Raw genomic sequence first — 15,041 nt, forward strand, 5'->3', positions numbered from 1 at the left:
CCCTTAAAGCTACGGAGGTGTTTATGCAAACCCTACAGACCTGCACCCCTGCGCGCCTGTGCTACCTGCATCTGGCGAGCAAAGAGCCACAACGACAAATCGATTTCTACCGGCGCATGCTGGACATGGACAGCCTGGCACAGCCCGATGGCAGCTGGATACTCAGGGGCCCGCAACGCGCCATGCTCGTATCGCCCGCCGACCACAACGGCCTGCTCGCGGCGGCCTATGACCTGGGCGATCAGGCTCGACTGGGAGAACTGCGCGCTCGCCTGATCGAAAACGGTTGTGCTGTCGAAGACATCGACTCACCGCTGCTCGAACCATGCGCCTTTCTGATTCGTGACCCACAGGGTCGGCAAACGATATTTGGCGTATCCCGCACGGATTCCAGCGCCGACCGGCCAGGCATGCCGGGCCGCCTGCAACACGTGGTATTCCAGACCACTGAACTGGAAGCCATGATCGATTTCTACGTCAATACGGTCGGGTACACGGTGTCGGACAACGTCGTCGACGAGCAGACCGGCCAGCTCATGACGTGTTTCCTGCGCTCGGACGATGAGCATCATTCCCTGGCGTTTTTCCGTGGTTCGAAAAACGAATGGGATCACCACTGTTACGAAACCAACGAATGGAACGACATCCGTGACTGGGGTGATCGCTTCGCCAAGGAGCGCATAACCCTCTTCTTCGGTCCCGGCCGACATGGCCCCGGCAACAATTTGTTCTTTATGGTGGTCGATGCCGATCGCAACCGTCTGGAGTTTTCGGCCGAGCTCGAAATAACCGATGCCTCCCGCCAACCCGGTGTCTGGCCACAAGAGGAATACACGCTCAACTCCTGGGGACGCGCCTGGATCAGGAGCTGAGCAATTTTCTTCAGGTTTTGCATCATCCACTTCCTTAATCGACATGGCCACCGGCCTTCGAAGGTAAGACTATGACGACTCAACAGCTCGCCCCCTACACCATCAATGGCGACCAGTACATCAACGGCACCTGGCGTGCAGGTCGTTCCTTGCGCCGCCTGGATGACCGCAACCCGTTCGATGGCGAACAACTGCTGGAAATGCCGCTAGCCTCGATTGCCGACCTCGACGATGCCTACCAGGCAGCTCATCGCGCGCAAACGGCGTGGGCACAACTGCATCCAACCCAGCGCAGCGCGCAACTGGAAAAACTGGCTCACGTCATTCAGAGCCGCCGTGAGGAAATCATCGACTGGCTGATTCGTGAGTCGGGCAGCACGCGCATCAAGGCGAGCATGGAGTGGCAGTTCACCCTGAACCTGGTTCGTGAGTGCGCAACATTACCGATGCAGGTTGAAGGACGGATCCTGACCAGCTACAAGCCCGGCGAACAGAGCTTTGTCTTTCGTGAACCACTGGGTGTGGTCGGGGTGATCAGTCCGTGGAATTTTCCGTTGTACCTGAGCATGCGTTCGGTAGTCCCGGCACTCGCGCTGGGTAATACCGTGGTGCTCAAGCCCGCCAGCGACACGGCGGTAACCGGCGGCCTGCTGATTGCTCATTTGTTCGACGAAGCAGGCTTCCCGAATGGTTCGCTCAATGTCGTGGTCGGCGCGGGTTCGGAGATTGGCGACGCCTTCGTCGAACACCCGGTGCCGAGCCTGATCTCCTTCACTGGTTCAACCGATGTCGGTCGCAATGTCGGCCGGATCGCGACCGGCGGCAAACACATCAAACGCGTTGCGCTGGAGTTGGGCGGCAATGCTCCGCTGGTGGTCCTGGATGATGCGGATATTGATATAGCGGCGCACGCGGCGGTGGTCGGGCGCTTCCTGCATCAGGGCCAGATCTGCATGAGCGTCAACCGGGTGATCGTCGACCGCTCGCTGTATGCGGACTTCACCGCGCTGGTGGTGGAGCGAGTGCGCAAGCTCAAGACCGGCGACCCGGCCAACGCAGACACCGTGATTGGGCCAGTGGTCAATCAGAACCAGCTCAATGGCCTGCTACGTAAAATCGATGCAGCCGAGAACGCGGGCCTCAAGCGGCTTTGTGGCGGTCCAGCCTCCGGGCTGGTGTTGCCTGCGCATGTCTTCGGTGAAGTCGGGGCCGATCAGGAACTGGCACGCGATGAAACCTTCGGGCCGTTGCTGCCGCTGCTGATCGCAGAAAACGAAGCGCATGCCCTGGAGTTGGCCAACGCCAGCGAATATGGCCTGTCCAGCGCAGTGTTCACCCGAGACATGGCCCGCGGCTTGAACTTTGCCCGTGGCATCGTGGCCGGGATGACCCATATCAACGACATCACCGTCGACGATCAACCCAATGCACCCTTCGGCGGTGAAAAGAACTCCGGTCTCGGGCGGTTCAATGGTCACTACGCCCTGGATGAATTCACCCGTGCCCATTGGGTTACCTGGCAACCCGGGAGCCACCACTACCCTTTCTGATCCTTGATCGATACTGACCGGAATAAAGTTGGGCAAGTGTTGACCCATTTGCCCAATCAGCAAAAACAATAATAAAAGAGGCGAAAAATGAATAATTTAGCCTGTGTGTCCACCGATCAGGTTGTTCGCTCCGACCGACTGATGAAGTGGAAAGAATTCATGAGCGATCACCTGGGTCGCACGCCGGACTACATCAAACGCCTGGAATCGACGTTCATCGATCCGTTGCATAACAGCAACTTTCAGGGGCGGCTGGAATATGGCGATCTGGGTCAGCTCGGCTTCTGCCGCATGACCGCCAGTGCCCATCGTTATTCACGCCATCTGAGCAAAGCAGTCGATTCACCCGACACACCACGCATGCTGATTCTGCAGATCGCCGGCGTCAGCCATTTCGAACAAGGCCGGCACAGCAGCGCGTTAGCGCCTGATGAGATGCTGTTGGTCGACTGTGGTCAACCCTTCAGCGTCACCAGCACCCAAGGTTGCGAACATTTCATCCTGCTCTTCAAGGGGCTGGCCGGACAGCCACCGCAAGCGGGCGATGTTCACCTGAACGGGCGCAATGGATTGGGCCGCATGTTGATGCATCTGATCAGTGATGCCTACAGCCAGTACCCACTGCTCAACAACCATTCAGCCGAACTGATCGGCAACAGTATCGCGGGGCTTCTGGATAACGTCCTGAAGAACAAACAGGAAGAAAAGCAACTCGAACACGATTTCCGCTTCTTCAAGCAAAACCGCCTCAAGGCGTATATCGAGCGCCACCTGGCCGACCGCGACCTGACCATCGAGCGCATCGCCAACGTCGAGCAATGCTCGGTGCGCAGTTTGCACCGCGCATTTCAGGAGGAGCTTGGCTGCAGCATCAGCGAATACATCTGGCAACGACGCTTGTTGCGCTGCGCCGAAGATCTGCGCAGCCGGGAACATGCCCATCGCTCACTCACCGACATCGCCTTTGCCTGGGGCTATGGCAGCAGCGCTCACTTCAGCAGGCAGTTCAAATCGGCATTCGGCATGTCGCCCCGGTTGTTCCGCGATACCGCGAGCGACAACAGAATGAAATCGACTTGAGTAAATGCTCTGCGCCATGAAAGGCCAGTAACGCCGCGCCTCAACTCAACATTGCCCAGGCAAGAGGGCTGCGTAATGCCTCGTCCTGGAAAAGTCGTCGATTGCGGTTGATCTACCCGTCCTGTTCTCGGGCGTCCTGCCGGGCGCACCTATAAAAAACCCCGGTAGTTACCGGGGCTGAGTTATCCAAAACAAGGTTGGCATTGCCCTAGAATCGCACGCCCGTGGTGACCATGGCCGCATTGAAGCCGAGCAACACCAGCTCGGCGGCTACCGGCCCGTAATGAACCCCCAGTGACGGAATGATCACCGGTGCGACTCCGAAGCGATTGAGTGGGATTTTGTCCTGATATTGACCGTGATAACCCTCAACTACGCCACCGGACAGTTTTATATATACCGGGTAGTCCGCACTTTCGTAGCGCTTACCGGCATAGGCGTAATAGGAACGCTGGCTGAACGAGTTGCGAAAAGTCGCCCCGCCAAACAACCAGCCGGATGGTTCTTCCCGCTCCAGTCCAATCAAATCCTGATGGTTATTGTGCTCGGGGTCCGATGAGTAGTGGTGGGTGTAGACGCTGGCTTGCAGGTACCAGAAACCCTGGTTCTTTTGAGACGCGTCGTCCTGAGCCAGTGCATGGGCGGTTTGGGCCATCAGCAGAAGCCCGCAGATCCATAGTTTTTTCATCGAGCGGCCCCCTGGGAGGCAATTGGGCTCACGTTGGGGGCGTGCCTTTATCTTGGGCGCGCTCCCTGCAGACGAAACGTTAGTCTAGTCGGTCGAAAAGGAACATCCGAACAAGTCCTCAAATTGTGCTGAGTAATGGCGCTGTTCAAGATGAACACCGGCCCTGGGAGGCTGATTTTGGCGGCAGACATGAATGGTCTGGCGTGAAGACTCATGATCTCGGCACACATTTGGCGTCGCCTGTGCACAGCAGGCGTAATCTAGCCAAACGAGAATACGCGGCCTACTGAAAGCAAGTACTGCCCTGCAGAAAGGTTACTCAATGCTGAAGAAACAACTGGAAAGCAAAGCAGCGACTGCTGCGGAAATTGAGCGCTCCATCCAAGCCCTGAACAAAATGGCAGAACGCCTTTGGGGTGAGGGCCGGGAAGCTGAAGCAAAAGCCCTCCTCGATGCCTTGGATGCGCTAAACCGGGCTCTGGATCGGATCAGGATTGGAGAGAGTCGAAGGATTTCGACTCTCCATTAAGGCGCACGAGTCAATCGGCGGTTGAAGTTATTCTCAAACGCAGTGGCTTTGACTTTGCAGCCTGGCACAGGCACATTCTGGTGCTACATGAGGATGGATGCCTCGGTGAGGCTTAAGGAGAATGCCGTGTTTCCGATCAATATCTGGCTTGCCTATACTGCCGCGTGCTTGCTATTGGTGCTCGCACCAGGCCCGGACAATCTGCTGGCCGTAGGCCGAGGACTCAGTCAGGGCAGGATAGCCGCTATCGTGTCGGGGATGGCATCCGGGGCGGGAATTCTCTTTCATGTGGCAACCGCTTCGCTAGGACTGACTTTGCTTATGCAGACGTCCGCCGTTGCCTTCTGGGTCGTCAAACTTATCGGCGCCGGTTATTTGCTTTGGCTGGGCATAAAAGTCCTACGCTCCCGTAGCCTGATCAGCTTCCAGCCAGCGACTCGGCAATCACTGCCGAGCATTTTCCTCACGGGATTACTCTCGGCAGCACTCAATCCGAAGCCTGGTTTTTTCGTCCTTGCGTTCATCCCGCAGTTCGTCGACCCACAACGCGGCTCAGTGAGCGTGCAGATGCTGGTGTACGGCATATGGTTCGCCGCCCTTACGGCAGTGGGATTCGCACTTATGGGCGTATTTGCCACTGTACTGTCCCGATTTTTGCGTCAGAGCCCACGGCTGGTAAATGGCCTGAACGTAGGGGCAGGACTCACCTTCGTCGCTTCGGGAGTATCGATAGCGACGCTTAGCCAAAAATAGGATCAATGTCTTGGTGTTGCGGGGCTGAAATTCCAGCCTCGCTGGGTTTCTGTGATTATGACGCTGACGACTTTAAGGCTGATCTTTCAGGTCTGAGTGAGTTTTCAACTCTTCTTCAATGAATGCAGACAGGTAAGACGGGCCGAGAATGCTGAGTTTCTAAAAAACAAAAATGTGAAAGCCTTTTTGGATACCCTCGCACAAGTCGAAGGCGGCGATTATCACGCAAAATTTGGATATGGCTGGGCGCAGGGCTGGAAAACCGGAAAGTGGGCATTCAGTGATGAGTCTACCCACCCCGGAGCAGGTTATGGCGGTTCAACAACAGCGTCCGGAAGGTATCAAGTTACGAAAGCTACGTGGGCGTAGCTCTCCGTTAAAGCAATGGGATTATCCGACTTCACACCAGGAACACAGGATTTGATTGCAGTTGAACTGCTGCGCAACGTGAATGCAATCGAACCATTAATCAATGGCGACTTAAAAGTTGCAGTGGAAAAAGCCTCAAAAAAATGGGAAGCCTTACCCATGGGCCCTGGTTTGGCGAATCGGCCAATCAAAGGAAAACCATCGGGTCAACCATATACTGAGTACGGTGAAGTAGAAAAAATATATAAAAACTTCGGGGGTACCGTTAAATGAAGCTGCAAACATTCCTCATCAGCCTTTTTTGCTGCGCCAGTTTTTTTGCCAACGCAACAGACGTCCCTATAAAAGAGGGAATGCCCTTTTTAAATGCCAGAAAAGCATTGATTCAAAATGGCTGGAAGCCGAACCCAACCTATTCAGGTGAGTTTGGGGTCGAGAACATCATCATGAGAAAAGGTTTCGAAGAGATCGAATCTTGCACAGAGGGTGTCCGGTACTGCAGCTTAAATTACATCAAGAATGAAACCTGCCTTGGTGTGGGAACTGTCGGCGAAACGATTAAAGAAATGAAGATTTATTCCTGGAACTTCAAATGCCCGGAGAAAGATTGAGGGCTGACGCTATGCCATGGGATACGAAAAATCGCAAATCGCATTCCCAAACGATCTAGGCGCCGAATCTCCTCCTTGAACCCCTGAAGCGTTACTTTCAGGGCCTTGAACGCTTCCCAAGCCTGACCAGAGGCCAATAGACGCCGATGAACTCGACCAAATTTATGAGCAACGGATCCGGACAGTTTGATGGTGGTCATGGGCTGATAATGTGCGGTCGCTGCCTGCATGGCTTTCTCCTGGCGCAAAAAAACCGCCCGAAGGCGGCTGTATAAATTTCTGTCACTGGTAATCGACGTATGGCCCGATGTAGAAGCCGCTAATATCACCACTGATCCTGTAGATGCTTTCCTTCCCAGTCTGTACGTTGGCTGAAATTGTTCGAATTGCAGCTCCCGCGCACAAACCAGATCCCGCAAGTCCCGCACCAATGCTTGGAGTGCCCACCGGAAGATAAAAGCTTGCACGCTGACCGGTTCCTATTTTCGCCGCTTTCCGACCATCGACGTACACAACAATGTCGCAGCCAGAACCAACCATCCCCGCATCCCGGACGACAATTACTTTCCCGCTTTCGCCAGAAGGTTTGGACTGAAATGCATAGAGCTCATCCTGTGGGACTGATTCAGCTTGGCTCACCGGTATAGCGGATGATGCACACCCAGCCAGCAGCACTACCGCCAACGCTCCTACGAAAAATTTCATGCAGGTCACTCCTGTGGAAAGGCGAGAAATGTAGCACTGGGTGCCAGGAACGAAAAACCCTAACAATGTACCGGCCAAACGTTACCACCTCGCGCTTTCTAAAAATATCTACGACCCTGTAGAAGAACCGCTCCCATCGTCTGATGGCGCACTGTCTCTTTGTATATCAGTCATAAGAGCTTTATACGTGTCTTTTGATATGAGCTTCGGTTTTTTCGGAAATATCGAGAAAGTTGCAACAATATTCATAATTGTTTCAGACGACTGACCAGCAACTGATATATGTCCATGCCCCAAATCAAGAGAGCGACCAAAATAGGAGGGATCAATCGCTTTTATTAAAAGATCCACCGCATCATGGTAAGCAACGTGAGCCGACACTTCGAGCGGCACATTAACGTCACTTATCTTCCAAGGATCTGCTACATCCATCTTAAACTTTGCCAAACCAGTCGCATCACTAAATATAGGAGTAAACAATTTCAACGAACTATCATATATCAAAAACAAGCAATAGCCCTGACCTTTATACGCATACATAGCCATATCAAATCCCTGATTAGCAGATCACGAAACACTCAGTTTAGCCATCAATCACAGTTTGGCAAAGGCATTCCATCACTTAAATAAAATTTACGATATCTTTATAAAATCCTCCGAAACTTAAACCATTAAACTATTCCATCGCTAGACTCTTATGTTTTGCTCGCATTGAAGCCTATATTCATTTCATTGGCTTGCACCTGTATGAATCCCCAGTAACGCCTCGCCAACCCAAAGTAGTAGCTTTCGGCTATCAACCGATCGTTCTCAGGGAAAAGGACATGGCGAAGCGAGTTTCAAAAGCTGAAAAGGAGATGACTGGCTGGTTGTTCATGATCGCACTCATCGTGGGGGTGCCAATCTATCTGTTTGACAAGATGAACAAAACAATCGGCTGGCAAATCCCCACCCTGATTGTTGTTGGCTTTTTGCTGCTCCTTTTTCTCAATAGATGGTCCAAAAAGCGGGCACGTTTGCGTTATCTCAGAGATAAATATCAGGACGAACACATTGTCCAAAACATTCTCGCAAAGAGAATATGGATCGGTCAGACATCAGAGCAGCTCACCGACTCCCTCGGTTATCCGGCAGCCACCGATCACAAACTGCTGAAAACAAAAACACGTGATGTCTGGAAGTACCGCCACCAAGGCGCAAATAGATATGGGCTACGCATTACTGTCGAGAACGACGAAGTAACAGGCTGGGATTCTAAATCCAGCTGAGGGTCCGCTATTTTAAGGATTTCCCAGTCCTTCGCCTGCAAGCTCAAGGACTGGGACTGGGACTGGGACTGGGACTGGGACTGGGACTGGGACTGGGCCAATTTCGGCGCGGAAAACGCAAGGATGTTGAAAATGTTGACACTAAAAAAGAAAGTTTTAAAAGCTCTTGCCATGGCTCTAGCGGCCATTGGTGGCGCCTTCCTCGAAGCCACTACCGATGTAATGAAGAAGAACTTTGAGCCCGCGCTTATCAGCGCTAGGAATGCGATAGAGGATTGGACCTCTCCTCTTCCCGATGATGCACTGATCGGCATCACTCTCGAGACATACATGCCCTCTGCCTCACCTAGTGAGCCATGGGCTGAGGCCGTGTCGGCAACGATCCCCGCCAAAAGCTGTCTAGAACCTGACGGGCACGAAATTGTGCGCGCCTTCGACCAATCCCCCAACGGGCACCGCACTAATGCAGTGATGATGATTCACTGTCGGCCGTCAGGTCGCGTATCTGTGAGCCTCGCTCCGCAAAGTGGTAGCACAGTGCAGGTTTACGATGGACGTTTCAAGGACGGTGAAAAGGCAGCATTCCCTGGGGTTCCGGGAAGCTATTACGCCGGTATTCTTACCATGTACCGTCTAGATTCAGTAGAACCGAAAGGCCCTTGGGTACCGGTTAACAAGTGTCAAGTCGACAACAGCTGTGACACCAAAGATTTTTCCGTTAACTAACGTTCTCATGAACCATCGTCAACTATGGCCTGATAAACAAGCTTCGGAGTCCGGTATGTCTGAATCCGCTCTCGCCTTCAAATGCCTAGGCCACACAACTCGGGATGACGGTTTAATTGGTCGCTACAACTTGGAAGTGACCGACGCTAGAAACGAAAAGACGGTGACAATCTCAGTCGACCCCAGGCGCCTAGCCTCGGCTCGCAGCATGAAAATTATCCTTCTGGACCGATGCATGTTCTACTCGGTCACTCAGAAGGAGCATGACCAGATGCTTCTTGAGTTGTTTGACTCCCCAGATGCTCGAGCCGAGAGCAAAGACTTGCCCTAAACCGAAGGGTGGAGTGTCACAGGTCACTCCTGTGGGAATGGAGGCAATGTAGCATCGACCGGACACAAACAAGAAGCCCGGCACTGGGCCGGGCTTTATGATCTAAGGGTCAAGATCATTCTCTGAGGTCTAGGCTTTGCTGACCGTAAATTTTCTCGGCAATGTACTTTTCATACTCTGCTCTTGAATCGGAAACAGTAGCAATACCGATGATTTTGCCAATTTGTGTCCGCAACGCTTTCACCCCGATTTCGGACAAGAACATGTGAACCTTCGAACTTTTATCACCGTTCACCTGCTTGCTGGCCTTCGCGAGATCGAAAACCTTTCCTTGGCTGCGTGCAAGAGGCTTGTATATGTGGTCGATCGTCAGATACTTAAACTCCCAAGGGCGCCCGCGCTCGGGTTTGACGAGACCATATAGCCGGTACCATTGCTCATAAAGCTCCGGCGAAAGTTCTTTCTCATACTCACGGGCCTCCTCACGCACATAAAGTTTGTAGGCTTCGATAATATCTTCTTTCGTCCGATCATAGCCAGCGAGGGCGTAAACCAACCCTTGAATACCAGCTTTTGCCGAAGCGCCGAGAATGATTCGAGCTTGGCAAATATCAATCAGAAGCCCGACCTCATACCCGTTTATTTGGCCTTGAAACTGTGCGGCCGCTCCCGCGTGGTCCCCCTTGAAAATCAATGGGTTATCTATCTTTTCAAGGATCTCCGCTCCCAAGGCTTTCGAGACCGTTTGCCCCTTGGCAAAAGCCTGGCTGAACTATCTCGAGACCCGGGAGATGAAGTGCTAGCCCCGCTCTAACGGAGCGCCATGTTTCACAGTACCGAACCAATCAAACTGTCCAATCGTTTCCTTGGCAGCATCAAGAATCTCCTGTTCCGAATCGTCGTACCGATCGACAGACGGGCACAGTTCAAAGCTGCAGCAACAGCTGTTCGAATCATAGAACACGCTGATGACCTTCTTTTGCATGCCTCGACTTTCCAGCGCAACACAGAAATTTATCATTTCAGCGAGTTCGTATGCTTTTCCGTGTCGAGTAGAAATCCCGATGCCGAATACGGTCATCGCGTTCACTGAAACCTCTCCCGCGTACATAAGATTCCTGCCATTCCTGAAGATTGATCACCCGTAATACCCCAACCCAAACCAAATTGCCATCACACGATGAACATCCAATCGGAGTGCCCTCTTATTGAATATTATTTTCATTCAGATATTTGGCAATCTGCATTGCAAACCGACTCTCCGAATGATCAGAACTAGTAACTAACAGATTACGATCATACGTAGTTCGAAGTGTTTCAATCTCCAATGGAAACCCTGGCCCTACAAACACCATAAACCGCAAACCTAGTACATCAAATAGCAATGACTCCAAGTCAGCCGCGAAACGTGCTGGCATCGACAACATACCGGTCATCTCAGAACATGTATTAACATCGAGCACTATAAAAAGATCATCAACAACACTAATATTTCCGAGCAGGAATTGAGTGACCTCACGCATCTGATCCACATTCAAAACTCCCTTACAACTTACAACCCCTACATTGGTGCGAGGCCACTCGATAGCACGCCAGACCACGCTAACAGCGAAGTAATATAGTGCCCGGGCAAGATCTCCATCCAATTGATCCGACTTATATAACTTTCTTTTTGTGCTGATTGAAATAGGAGTTATTTTATTCAAAATATCGAGCATGGGAAAATCGAAATGCGTGGCCCAAATTTTGGATACAGGGGCCTCTCCGAACTTAGAAAAAACACTTTCGCAGTTCCCACATAAAAAATGCGCATCAACCTGCTTATCGGTTTTACCGAATTTATTTCTAGCCATATCAACTATCATTGGAGACCCACCACCTTCAGATGGATGATCTCTAACCTGTTTGTAAGCTGATTTTGGCAGCAGATGACTTTTTTTAATAATGCCACTCTTTTTGCAAAGCCCACATATTCCTGCTTTCAAGACTTGCTCCACTCAGTTGTGAATCTCGAAAATATTAGCCAAGCACAAAAACATGATTAACAGTTCCTACTTCAACGAATTGTGCGACCACTACTTCCAGCCCATGCCGGGCAGAACACAAATACCCCACATCAACGAATCAAGCCAGTATTGTGACGCTTTGCCGCCCACTACCAACAGCTACCCCCACGGTCGCATCCGATCACGGAGGGCAGCGCATTAGATCGACTACGAAGACTGAACGGGCGATGCTTGCACACTCCCCATGGTTTTCTTCCACATGGTTATCCCATACCAGTGGACTGCAACTGTATGGCATTCGTACTCGCTCATGCTGCACTCCTCTGAAGTGGTTATACCTGCAAGAAGCCCAGCTATGACGCAGCTACCAACACCCAACCTCCTACTTTTTTCTTAGAGATCATTTTACGCTCCCTAAAGCTATCTCCTTGTAGCTACGGAATAGCCCAACAACTCGTATAACGCCAATTTGCAACTTCATCACAACACGCTGCTCATCCAGTCACGGAGGGCGGCGCCTGACTGGAGAAAATTACGACTCGGCCTTTTCTGAACGGAAAACTTTGGTGTATGCGTAGTAACCAGCAGCGATTTCGGCTATCGCCATCACGCCAAAGATAGCGCCGAACATGAAGGACGAAACGACAAACGCGCCTCCTACGAGAAACAACAGCACTTCCAAAACCTGCAGCGATTTTGGCGATACAGGTAGCTTCCCTGCCTCAACTAGGCCCGCTACAAACCCAATCAAAACTCCCACAACAATTCGCGCAAGCATTGCTTTTCCTTTCCGGCTCCATGCCGGGCCACTTTGCTCACTCGATGGGCACTAGTGTGAATTGAGCACCAGGTAGCGCGGGTGATGATGCGACCCATCTGAGTTCGTACCGAGCTCCGCACTTTGGGCATACCACTTCCATCACATCCTTCGTGTCATCAGGATCTACCGCGATCTCTTCCCCGCATTTGCAAATAGCCATGTGATGCCTCCTGTAGGGCTTCCATGAGCATAGACCGAATCCACTTCAACGAATCACGCCAGCCGGCGAGGATCCACTATGACTGTGCCGCAGACTCAGTCATAGCCGCCCTTCATATTGCGGATGATCGGGTGCGCGTCACTCCGAAGATACACTCTGAGCTTCAGGCCGCTGGAGCAAGTTATCACTGAATACTTTTCCGTGGGTTGCTGCTTCTCAGCAACAACCTCCGAGCAGTCCCAGCCGTAGGTATTTAGCGCATGCCATGCCAGGTCCGCTTTGGTTAGGTTCCGACTGCTATGAGCATGTGAGAGATCATGATTGAACTCAGAATCTTCAGCCTTGGTTGCTTCTCTCGGGGGGGATGCTTGAACTGGTGCGACCTGTACTTGAGCAACGCGGTGGCTAGGAGTGACTTTGGCGGTTGGATTGTTGTGACTATCGATCATTCCCTTGCCGACAAGACCAACGAGACCAACTGCCAAAACAATCCCAATAGTCCTTCTCTCCACGACAGCCTGCCCCACTCAAAGACATTGATCATGTCAGCTTGAGCTGACTTCAGTCCACAACTTGAACCCATAACGCCCGGGCATGACCCGCCATAGGACACCCCATGCCCACAGAAAACAAACTGGTCGAGCCGATCCCGAGCTTGGCAACTGGTCACGCTCTCGACGCAGTAATCTGGATCAACTGCGTTCAGTGTCTGCGCCACGACTGTGTTGATGAGGGGCCATAATACAAAGCGATCGGGAACAGCAAGGCGGTCCCTATAGTGCGCTGGATTGGCGCCTTGCTTTACAGCTTCAGGCGTACATCACTGTAGAAGAGGTAATCAAAGGTGCGGGATGCGTAACCCTGTTTACCTCCAGCCAAAGTCGAGTCTGTTCAATGTCGAAGGATTGCCCTCTGTTCCGCATCGTAGCGACTAACGTGCCAGCCACACGGTAGCTCCCGCATCCGTCAAGGCAACGCTTCTCCTGCCAATCTCCGATAGTTGCAATGTCTTCCGCTGCTGATTTGCAGATCAGGCATGCCATTTTCCAACCTCCTTGTGAATGACCTCTCAACTGTAGTCCATCTCGGCGAGAGCAACCTCGACGCGACCTGTTCGGTAAGGAATGGCATTACTCAGTCGGTGACCAAGGAGGAAAAGCACAAGTACACATCTCTGCGGCGTCGAAGCAGTGCTGGAAGCGATTCACCAGGAAAAGCAGCAGGTGGCAGCCTGACCAATCCTCAATTTTTTCGCCCACTCTCCACAATCAGTTGATGCTTCGTAGTCTCGATAGGCAGTGTGACTACGTCACCATAAGTTTATAAGCTAGGAGCAGTCCAATAAGGCGTATTAAAGCTTCACAAATAATAATTAAGTTAAAAGAAAGTCGACAACCGCAAGATCAGACGCTTGCCGACTTATATTTTTCAACAGTAGTTACCTATCACCACATGCATTGCCCTTCTGAGACGTTCAACTGCAACGAAAGATAGTTCTGAGCGCGAGACTTCAAACAACTATCGAACTGACCTTGAAATGCAGGCATCGCTCCAGCGGGAGAGGTAATTATCGCACTCAGTGTCGCAGCAGCAGCTCCCTGCACAGCACATTGTTGTATGTCATTCTGAATACCTGCAACAGTTGGCGCCTCGACTACGGCATATACATAAACACGTTGTTCGGCAGTTTCAACGGTGTCTGGAACCCAGTTCCCCAGCATATTGCTCCCGCTGCTGGTCACCCGCGAGCAAGGAGTGATGTTCCCCCACCCCAACTCTACTCGAGTGGAGTCGGCTAGAGCCATATCACTCAAGGCTATAAGCATTACAATAGAAGCGCATATTCTCGGACGACTAATCATAACTGCCAACCTCATATAAGGACTTTATTATTACGCACCACGCCCAACGCCGCATCTTAAGGTTTCCATAGCCCTTAGACTTCCAAAGCAACGCTATGCCGAACATTTACTGAAGTACCACTCATAAATCATTCCGATCCGAGTTCAGCAACTTAATTTAGCGTAGCACCAAGCCATCATCAGTAACGGCCGTACAGTAACTCCCTCCCCCCCCTTCAAAGTCAGCCGCTATAGCGGTAAGGACGAAGTCATGCCTGAAGAAAAGTTGATTGGCCCCGTCGAAATCGTGCGTGACGAAAGCGGGTACTGGTATCACCCCGACATCCCGGATTTCGATGAAGACGCCGAAGCGTGGAAGGCGTGGCTCGGAGCCCAGGACCTGAAGGTGATCGGGTGGCACATGGATTCCGATTTAGAAGCCCATCCTTACTGGGATGATGAAGCCTGTCACTGCCTCGGCTGGGAGCCGGAAACGCCGCCGGAGTACGACTGGTTCCTGCTCGGGATTTTCGATACTGATGACGGCCCGTACGTGCAATAGGCGCGCCGCGAGGTGGCAGCATGATCGCCCTCGCCTGGTTCGCTTACGTGTACTGCTACAAGGGGCTGCGGTTATGAGAAGAGTTCTGCGGTTCGTAGATGATCCTGCCGCCCAGTACGGATTCAGCTCGGTTCCTGCGACCTACGAAGACGCCGAGAAGATCATCGGGT

General features: G+C 52.1%; 17 protein-coding genes and 1 pseudogene. 10 read left to right on the top strand and 8 right to left on the bottom strand.

The window, feature by feature from the left end:
- The first annotated feature begins 23 nt into the window (after positions 1–23).
- The 3 genes from PSH64_RS20365 (at position 24) to PSH64_RS20375 (ending at position 3,502) form a co-directional block, all read left to right on the top strand.
- Positions 24–872, top strand: coding sequence for a VOC family protein (locus tag PSH64_RS20365; RefSeq protein ID WP_105347734.1), 849 nt, complete (start codon positions 24–26; stop codon positions 870–872).
- 71 nt (positions 873–943) lie between these two features.
- The gene (locus tag PSH64_RS20370; protein WP_305478412.1) at positions 944–2,422 is read left to right on the top strand and encodes an aldehyde dehydrogenase family protein; all 1,479 of its coding nucleotides are present in this window, start codon (positions 944–946) and stop codon (positions 2,420–2,422) included.
- Positions 2,423–2,509: 87 nt separating this feature from the next.
- A complete protein-coding gene (locus PSH64_RS20375; protein ID WP_305478413.1) occupies positions 2,510–3,502 on the top strand; it encodes a helix-turn-helix domain-containing protein in 993 nt (330 codons plus the stop codon).
- A gap of 208 nt (positions 3,503–3,710) precedes the next feature.
- Here the strand turns inward: PSH64_RS20375 and PSH64_RS20380 are convergent, their stop codons facing one another.
- The gene (locus tag PSH64_RS20380; RefSeq protein WP_305478414.1) at positions 3,711–4,190 is read right to left on the bottom strand and encodes a sn-glycerol-3-phosphate transporter; all 480 of its coding nucleotides are present in this window, start codon (positions 4,188–4,190) and stop codon (positions 3,711–3,713) included.
- A gap of 322 nt (positions 4,191–4,512) precedes the next feature.
- Here PSH64_RS20380 and PSH64_RS20385 point away from each other — a divergent pair, with 322 nt between their 5' ends.
- From PSH64_RS20385 to PSH64_RS20400, 4 genes are all read left to right on the top strand, one after another.
- Positions 4,513–4,719 carry a hypothetical protein gene (locus PSH64_RS20385; protein ID WP_105347727.1) on the top strand — a complete coding sequence of 69 codons (207 nt, stop codon included), beginning with the start codon at positions 4,513–4,515 and terminating at the stop codon, positions 4,717–4,719.
- A gap of 93 nt (positions 4,720–4,812) precedes the next feature.
- On the top strand, positions 4,813–5,472 hold the full coding sequence (locus tag PSH64_RS20390) for a LysE family translocator (RefSeq protein WP_105347724.1): 660 nt from the start codon (positions 4,813–4,815) through the stop codon (positions 5,470–5,472).
- Between the two features lie 420 nt (positions 5,473–5,892).
- Positions 5,893–6,114 (top strand): hypothetical protein, encoded by a 222-nt coding sequence (locus tag PSH64_RS20395; RefSeq protein WP_305478415.1) that lies wholly within the window; start codon positions 5,893–5,895, stop codon positions 6,112–6,114.
- Complete coding sequence (locus tag PSH64_RS20400; RefSeq protein ID WP_305478417.1) at positions 6,111–6,452, top strand: hypothetical protein; 342 nt, start codon at positions 6,111–6,113, stop codon at positions 6,450–6,452. Before PSH64_RS20395 ends, PSH64_RS20400 begins: the two co-directional genes overlap by 4 nt.
- A 23-nt stretch (positions 6,453–6,475) precedes the next feature.
- On the opposite strand, the pseudogene PSH64_RS20405 reads toward PSH64_RS20400, so the two are convergent.
- The 3 genes and pseudogenes from PSH64_RS20405 to PSH64_RS20415 form a co-directional block, all read right to left on the bottom strand.
- Positions 6,476–6,682, bottom strand: a pseudogene (locus PSH64_RS20405) (tail assembly protein); the annotation flags it as partial.
- A gap of 52 nt (positions 6,683–6,734) precedes the next feature.
- Positions 6,735–7,157 carry a hypothetical protein gene (locus tag PSH64_RS20410; protein WP_305478418.1) on the bottom strand — a complete coding sequence of 141 codons (423 nt, stop codon included), beginning with the start codon at positions 7,155–7,157 and terminating at the stop codon, positions 6,735–6,737.
- A gap of 108 nt (positions 7,158–7,265) precedes the next feature.
- The gene (locus PSH64_RS20415; RefSeq protein WP_305478419.1) at positions 7,266–7,703 is read right to left on the bottom strand and encodes a hypothetical protein; all 438 of its coding nucleotides are present in this window, start codon (positions 7,701–7,703) and stop codon (positions 7,266–7,268) included.
- 278 nt (positions 7,704–7,981) lie between these two features.
- On the opposite strand from PSH64_RS20415, the gene PSH64_RS20420 reads away from it, so the two are divergent.
- Together PSH64_RS20420 and PSH64_RS20425 are read left to right on the top strand one after the other, a co-directional pair.
- Complete coding sequence (locus PSH64_RS20420; RefSeq protein WP_305478420.1) at positions 7,982–8,425, top strand: hypothetical protein; 444 nt, start codon at positions 7,982–7,984, stop codon at positions 8,423–8,425.
- A 132-nt stretch (positions 8,426–8,557) separates the two neighbouring features.
- Positions 8,558–9,151 carry a hypothetical protein gene (locus PSH64_RS20425; protein WP_305478422.1) on the top strand — a complete coding sequence of 198 codons (594 nt, stop codon included), beginning with the start codon at positions 8,558–8,560 and terminating at the stop codon, positions 9,149–9,151.
- Positions 9,152–9,597: 446 nt separating this feature from the next.
- Here PSH64_RS20425 and PSH64_RS20430 read toward each other — a convergent pair whose 3' ends face one another.
- From PSH64_RS20430 to PSH64_RS20445, 4 genes are all read right to left on the bottom strand, one after another.
- Positions 9,598–10,212, bottom strand: a complete 615-nt coding sequence (locus tag PSH64_RS20430; RefSeq protein ID WP_305478423.1) for a P63C domain-containing protein — start codon at positions 10,210–10,212, stop codon at positions 9,598–9,600.
- A 69-nt stretch (positions 10,213–10,281) separates the two neighbouring features.
- On the bottom strand, positions 10,282–10,572 hold the full coding sequence (locus tag PSH64_RS20435; RefSeq protein ID WP_305478424.1) for a hypothetical protein: 291 nt from the start codon (positions 10,570–10,572) through the stop codon (positions 10,282–10,284).
- 115 nt (positions 10,573–10,687) lie between these two features.
- Positions 10,688–11,467 carry a hypothetical protein gene (locus tag PSH64_RS20440; RefSeq protein ID WP_305478425.1) on the bottom strand — a complete coding sequence of 260 codons (780 nt, stop codon included), beginning with the start codon at positions 11,465–11,467 and terminating at the stop codon, positions 10,688–10,690.
- 553 nt (positions 11,468–12,020) lie between these two features.
- Positions 12,021–12,266: a hypothetical protein gene (locus tag PSH64_RS20445; RefSeq protein WP_305478426.1), complete on the bottom strand. Its 246-nt coding sequence runs from the start codon at positions 12,264–12,266 to the stop codon at positions 12,021–12,023.
- A gap of 2,314 nt (positions 12,267–14,580) precedes the next feature.
- Between PSH64_RS20445 and PSH64_RS20450 the strand changes: the two genes are divergently transcribed.
- The gene (locus tag PSH64_RS20450) at positions 14,581–14,871 is read left to right on the top strand and encodes a hypothetical protein (RefSeq protein WP_305478427.1); all 291 of its coding nucleotides are present in this window, start codon (positions 14,581–14,583) and stop codon (positions 14,869–14,871) included.
- Positions 14,872–15,041: the final 170 nt, after the last annotated feature.

Source organism: Pseudomonas sp. FP1742, from assembly GCF_030687145.1.
Classification (GTDB): Bacteria; Pseudomonadota; Gammaproteobacteria; order Pseudomonadales; family Pseudomonadaceae; genus Aquipseudomonas; species Aquipseudomonas frederiksbergensis_D.

What these genes read in the sequence shown, in the direction of transcription:
- PSH64_RS20365 (WP_105347734.1), top strand. Translation starts at nt 24, where the DNA reads ATGCAAACCCTACAGACCTGCACCCCTGCGCGCCTGTGCTACCTGCAT.
- PSH64_RS20370 (WP_305478412.1), top strand. Translation starts at nt 944, where the DNA reads ATGACGACTCAACAGCTCGCCCCCTACACCATCAATGGCGACCAGTAC.
- PSH64_RS20375 (WP_305478413.1), top strand. Translation starts at nt 2,510, where the DNA reads ATGAATAATTTAGCCTGTGTGTCCACCGATCAGGTTGTTCGCTCCGAC.
- PSH64_RS20380 (WP_305478414.1), bottom strand. Translation starts at nt 4,190, where the DNA reads ATGAAAAAACTATGGATCTGCGGGCTTCTGCTGATGGCCCAAACCGCC.
- PSH64_RS20385 (WP_105347727.1), top strand. Translation starts at nt 4,513, where the DNA reads ATGCTGAAGAAACAACTGGAAAGCAAAGCAGCGACTGCTGCGGAAATT.
- PSH64_RS20390 (WP_105347724.1), top strand. Translation starts at nt 4,813, where the DNA reads ATGGATGCCTCGGTGAGGCTTAAGGAGAATGCCGTGTTTCCGATCAAT.
- PSH64_RS20400 (WP_305478417.1), top strand. Translation starts at nt 6,111, where the DNA reads ATGAAGCTGCAAACATTCCTCATCAGCCTTTTTTGCTGCGCCAGTTTT.
- PSH64_RS20410 (WP_305478418.1), bottom strand. Translation starts at nt 7,157, where the DNA reads ATGAAATTTTTCGTAGGAGCGTTGGCGGTAGTGCTGCTGGCTGGGTGT.
- PSH64_RS20415 (WP_305478419.1), bottom strand. Translation starts at nt 7,703, where the DNA reads ATGGCTATGTATGCGTATAAAGGTCAGGGCTATTGCTTGTTTTTGATA.
- PSH64_RS20420 (WP_305478420.1), top strand. Translation starts at nt 7,982, where the DNA reads ATGGCGAAGCGAGTTTCAAAAGCTGAAAAGGAGATGACTGGCTGGTTG.
- PSH64_RS20425 (WP_305478422.1), top strand. Translation starts at nt 8,558, where the DNA reads ATGTTGACACTAAAAAAGAAAGTTTTAAAAGCTCTTGCCATGGCTCTA.
- PSH64_RS20445 (WP_305478426.1), bottom strand. Translation starts at nt 12,266, where the DNA reads ATGCTTGCGCGAATTGTTGTGGGAGTTTTGATTGGGTTTGTAGCGGGC.
- PSH64_RS20450 (WP_305478427.1), top strand. Translation starts at nt 14,581, where the DNA reads ATGCCTGAAGAAAAGTTGATTGGCCCCGTCGAAATCGTGCGTGACGAA.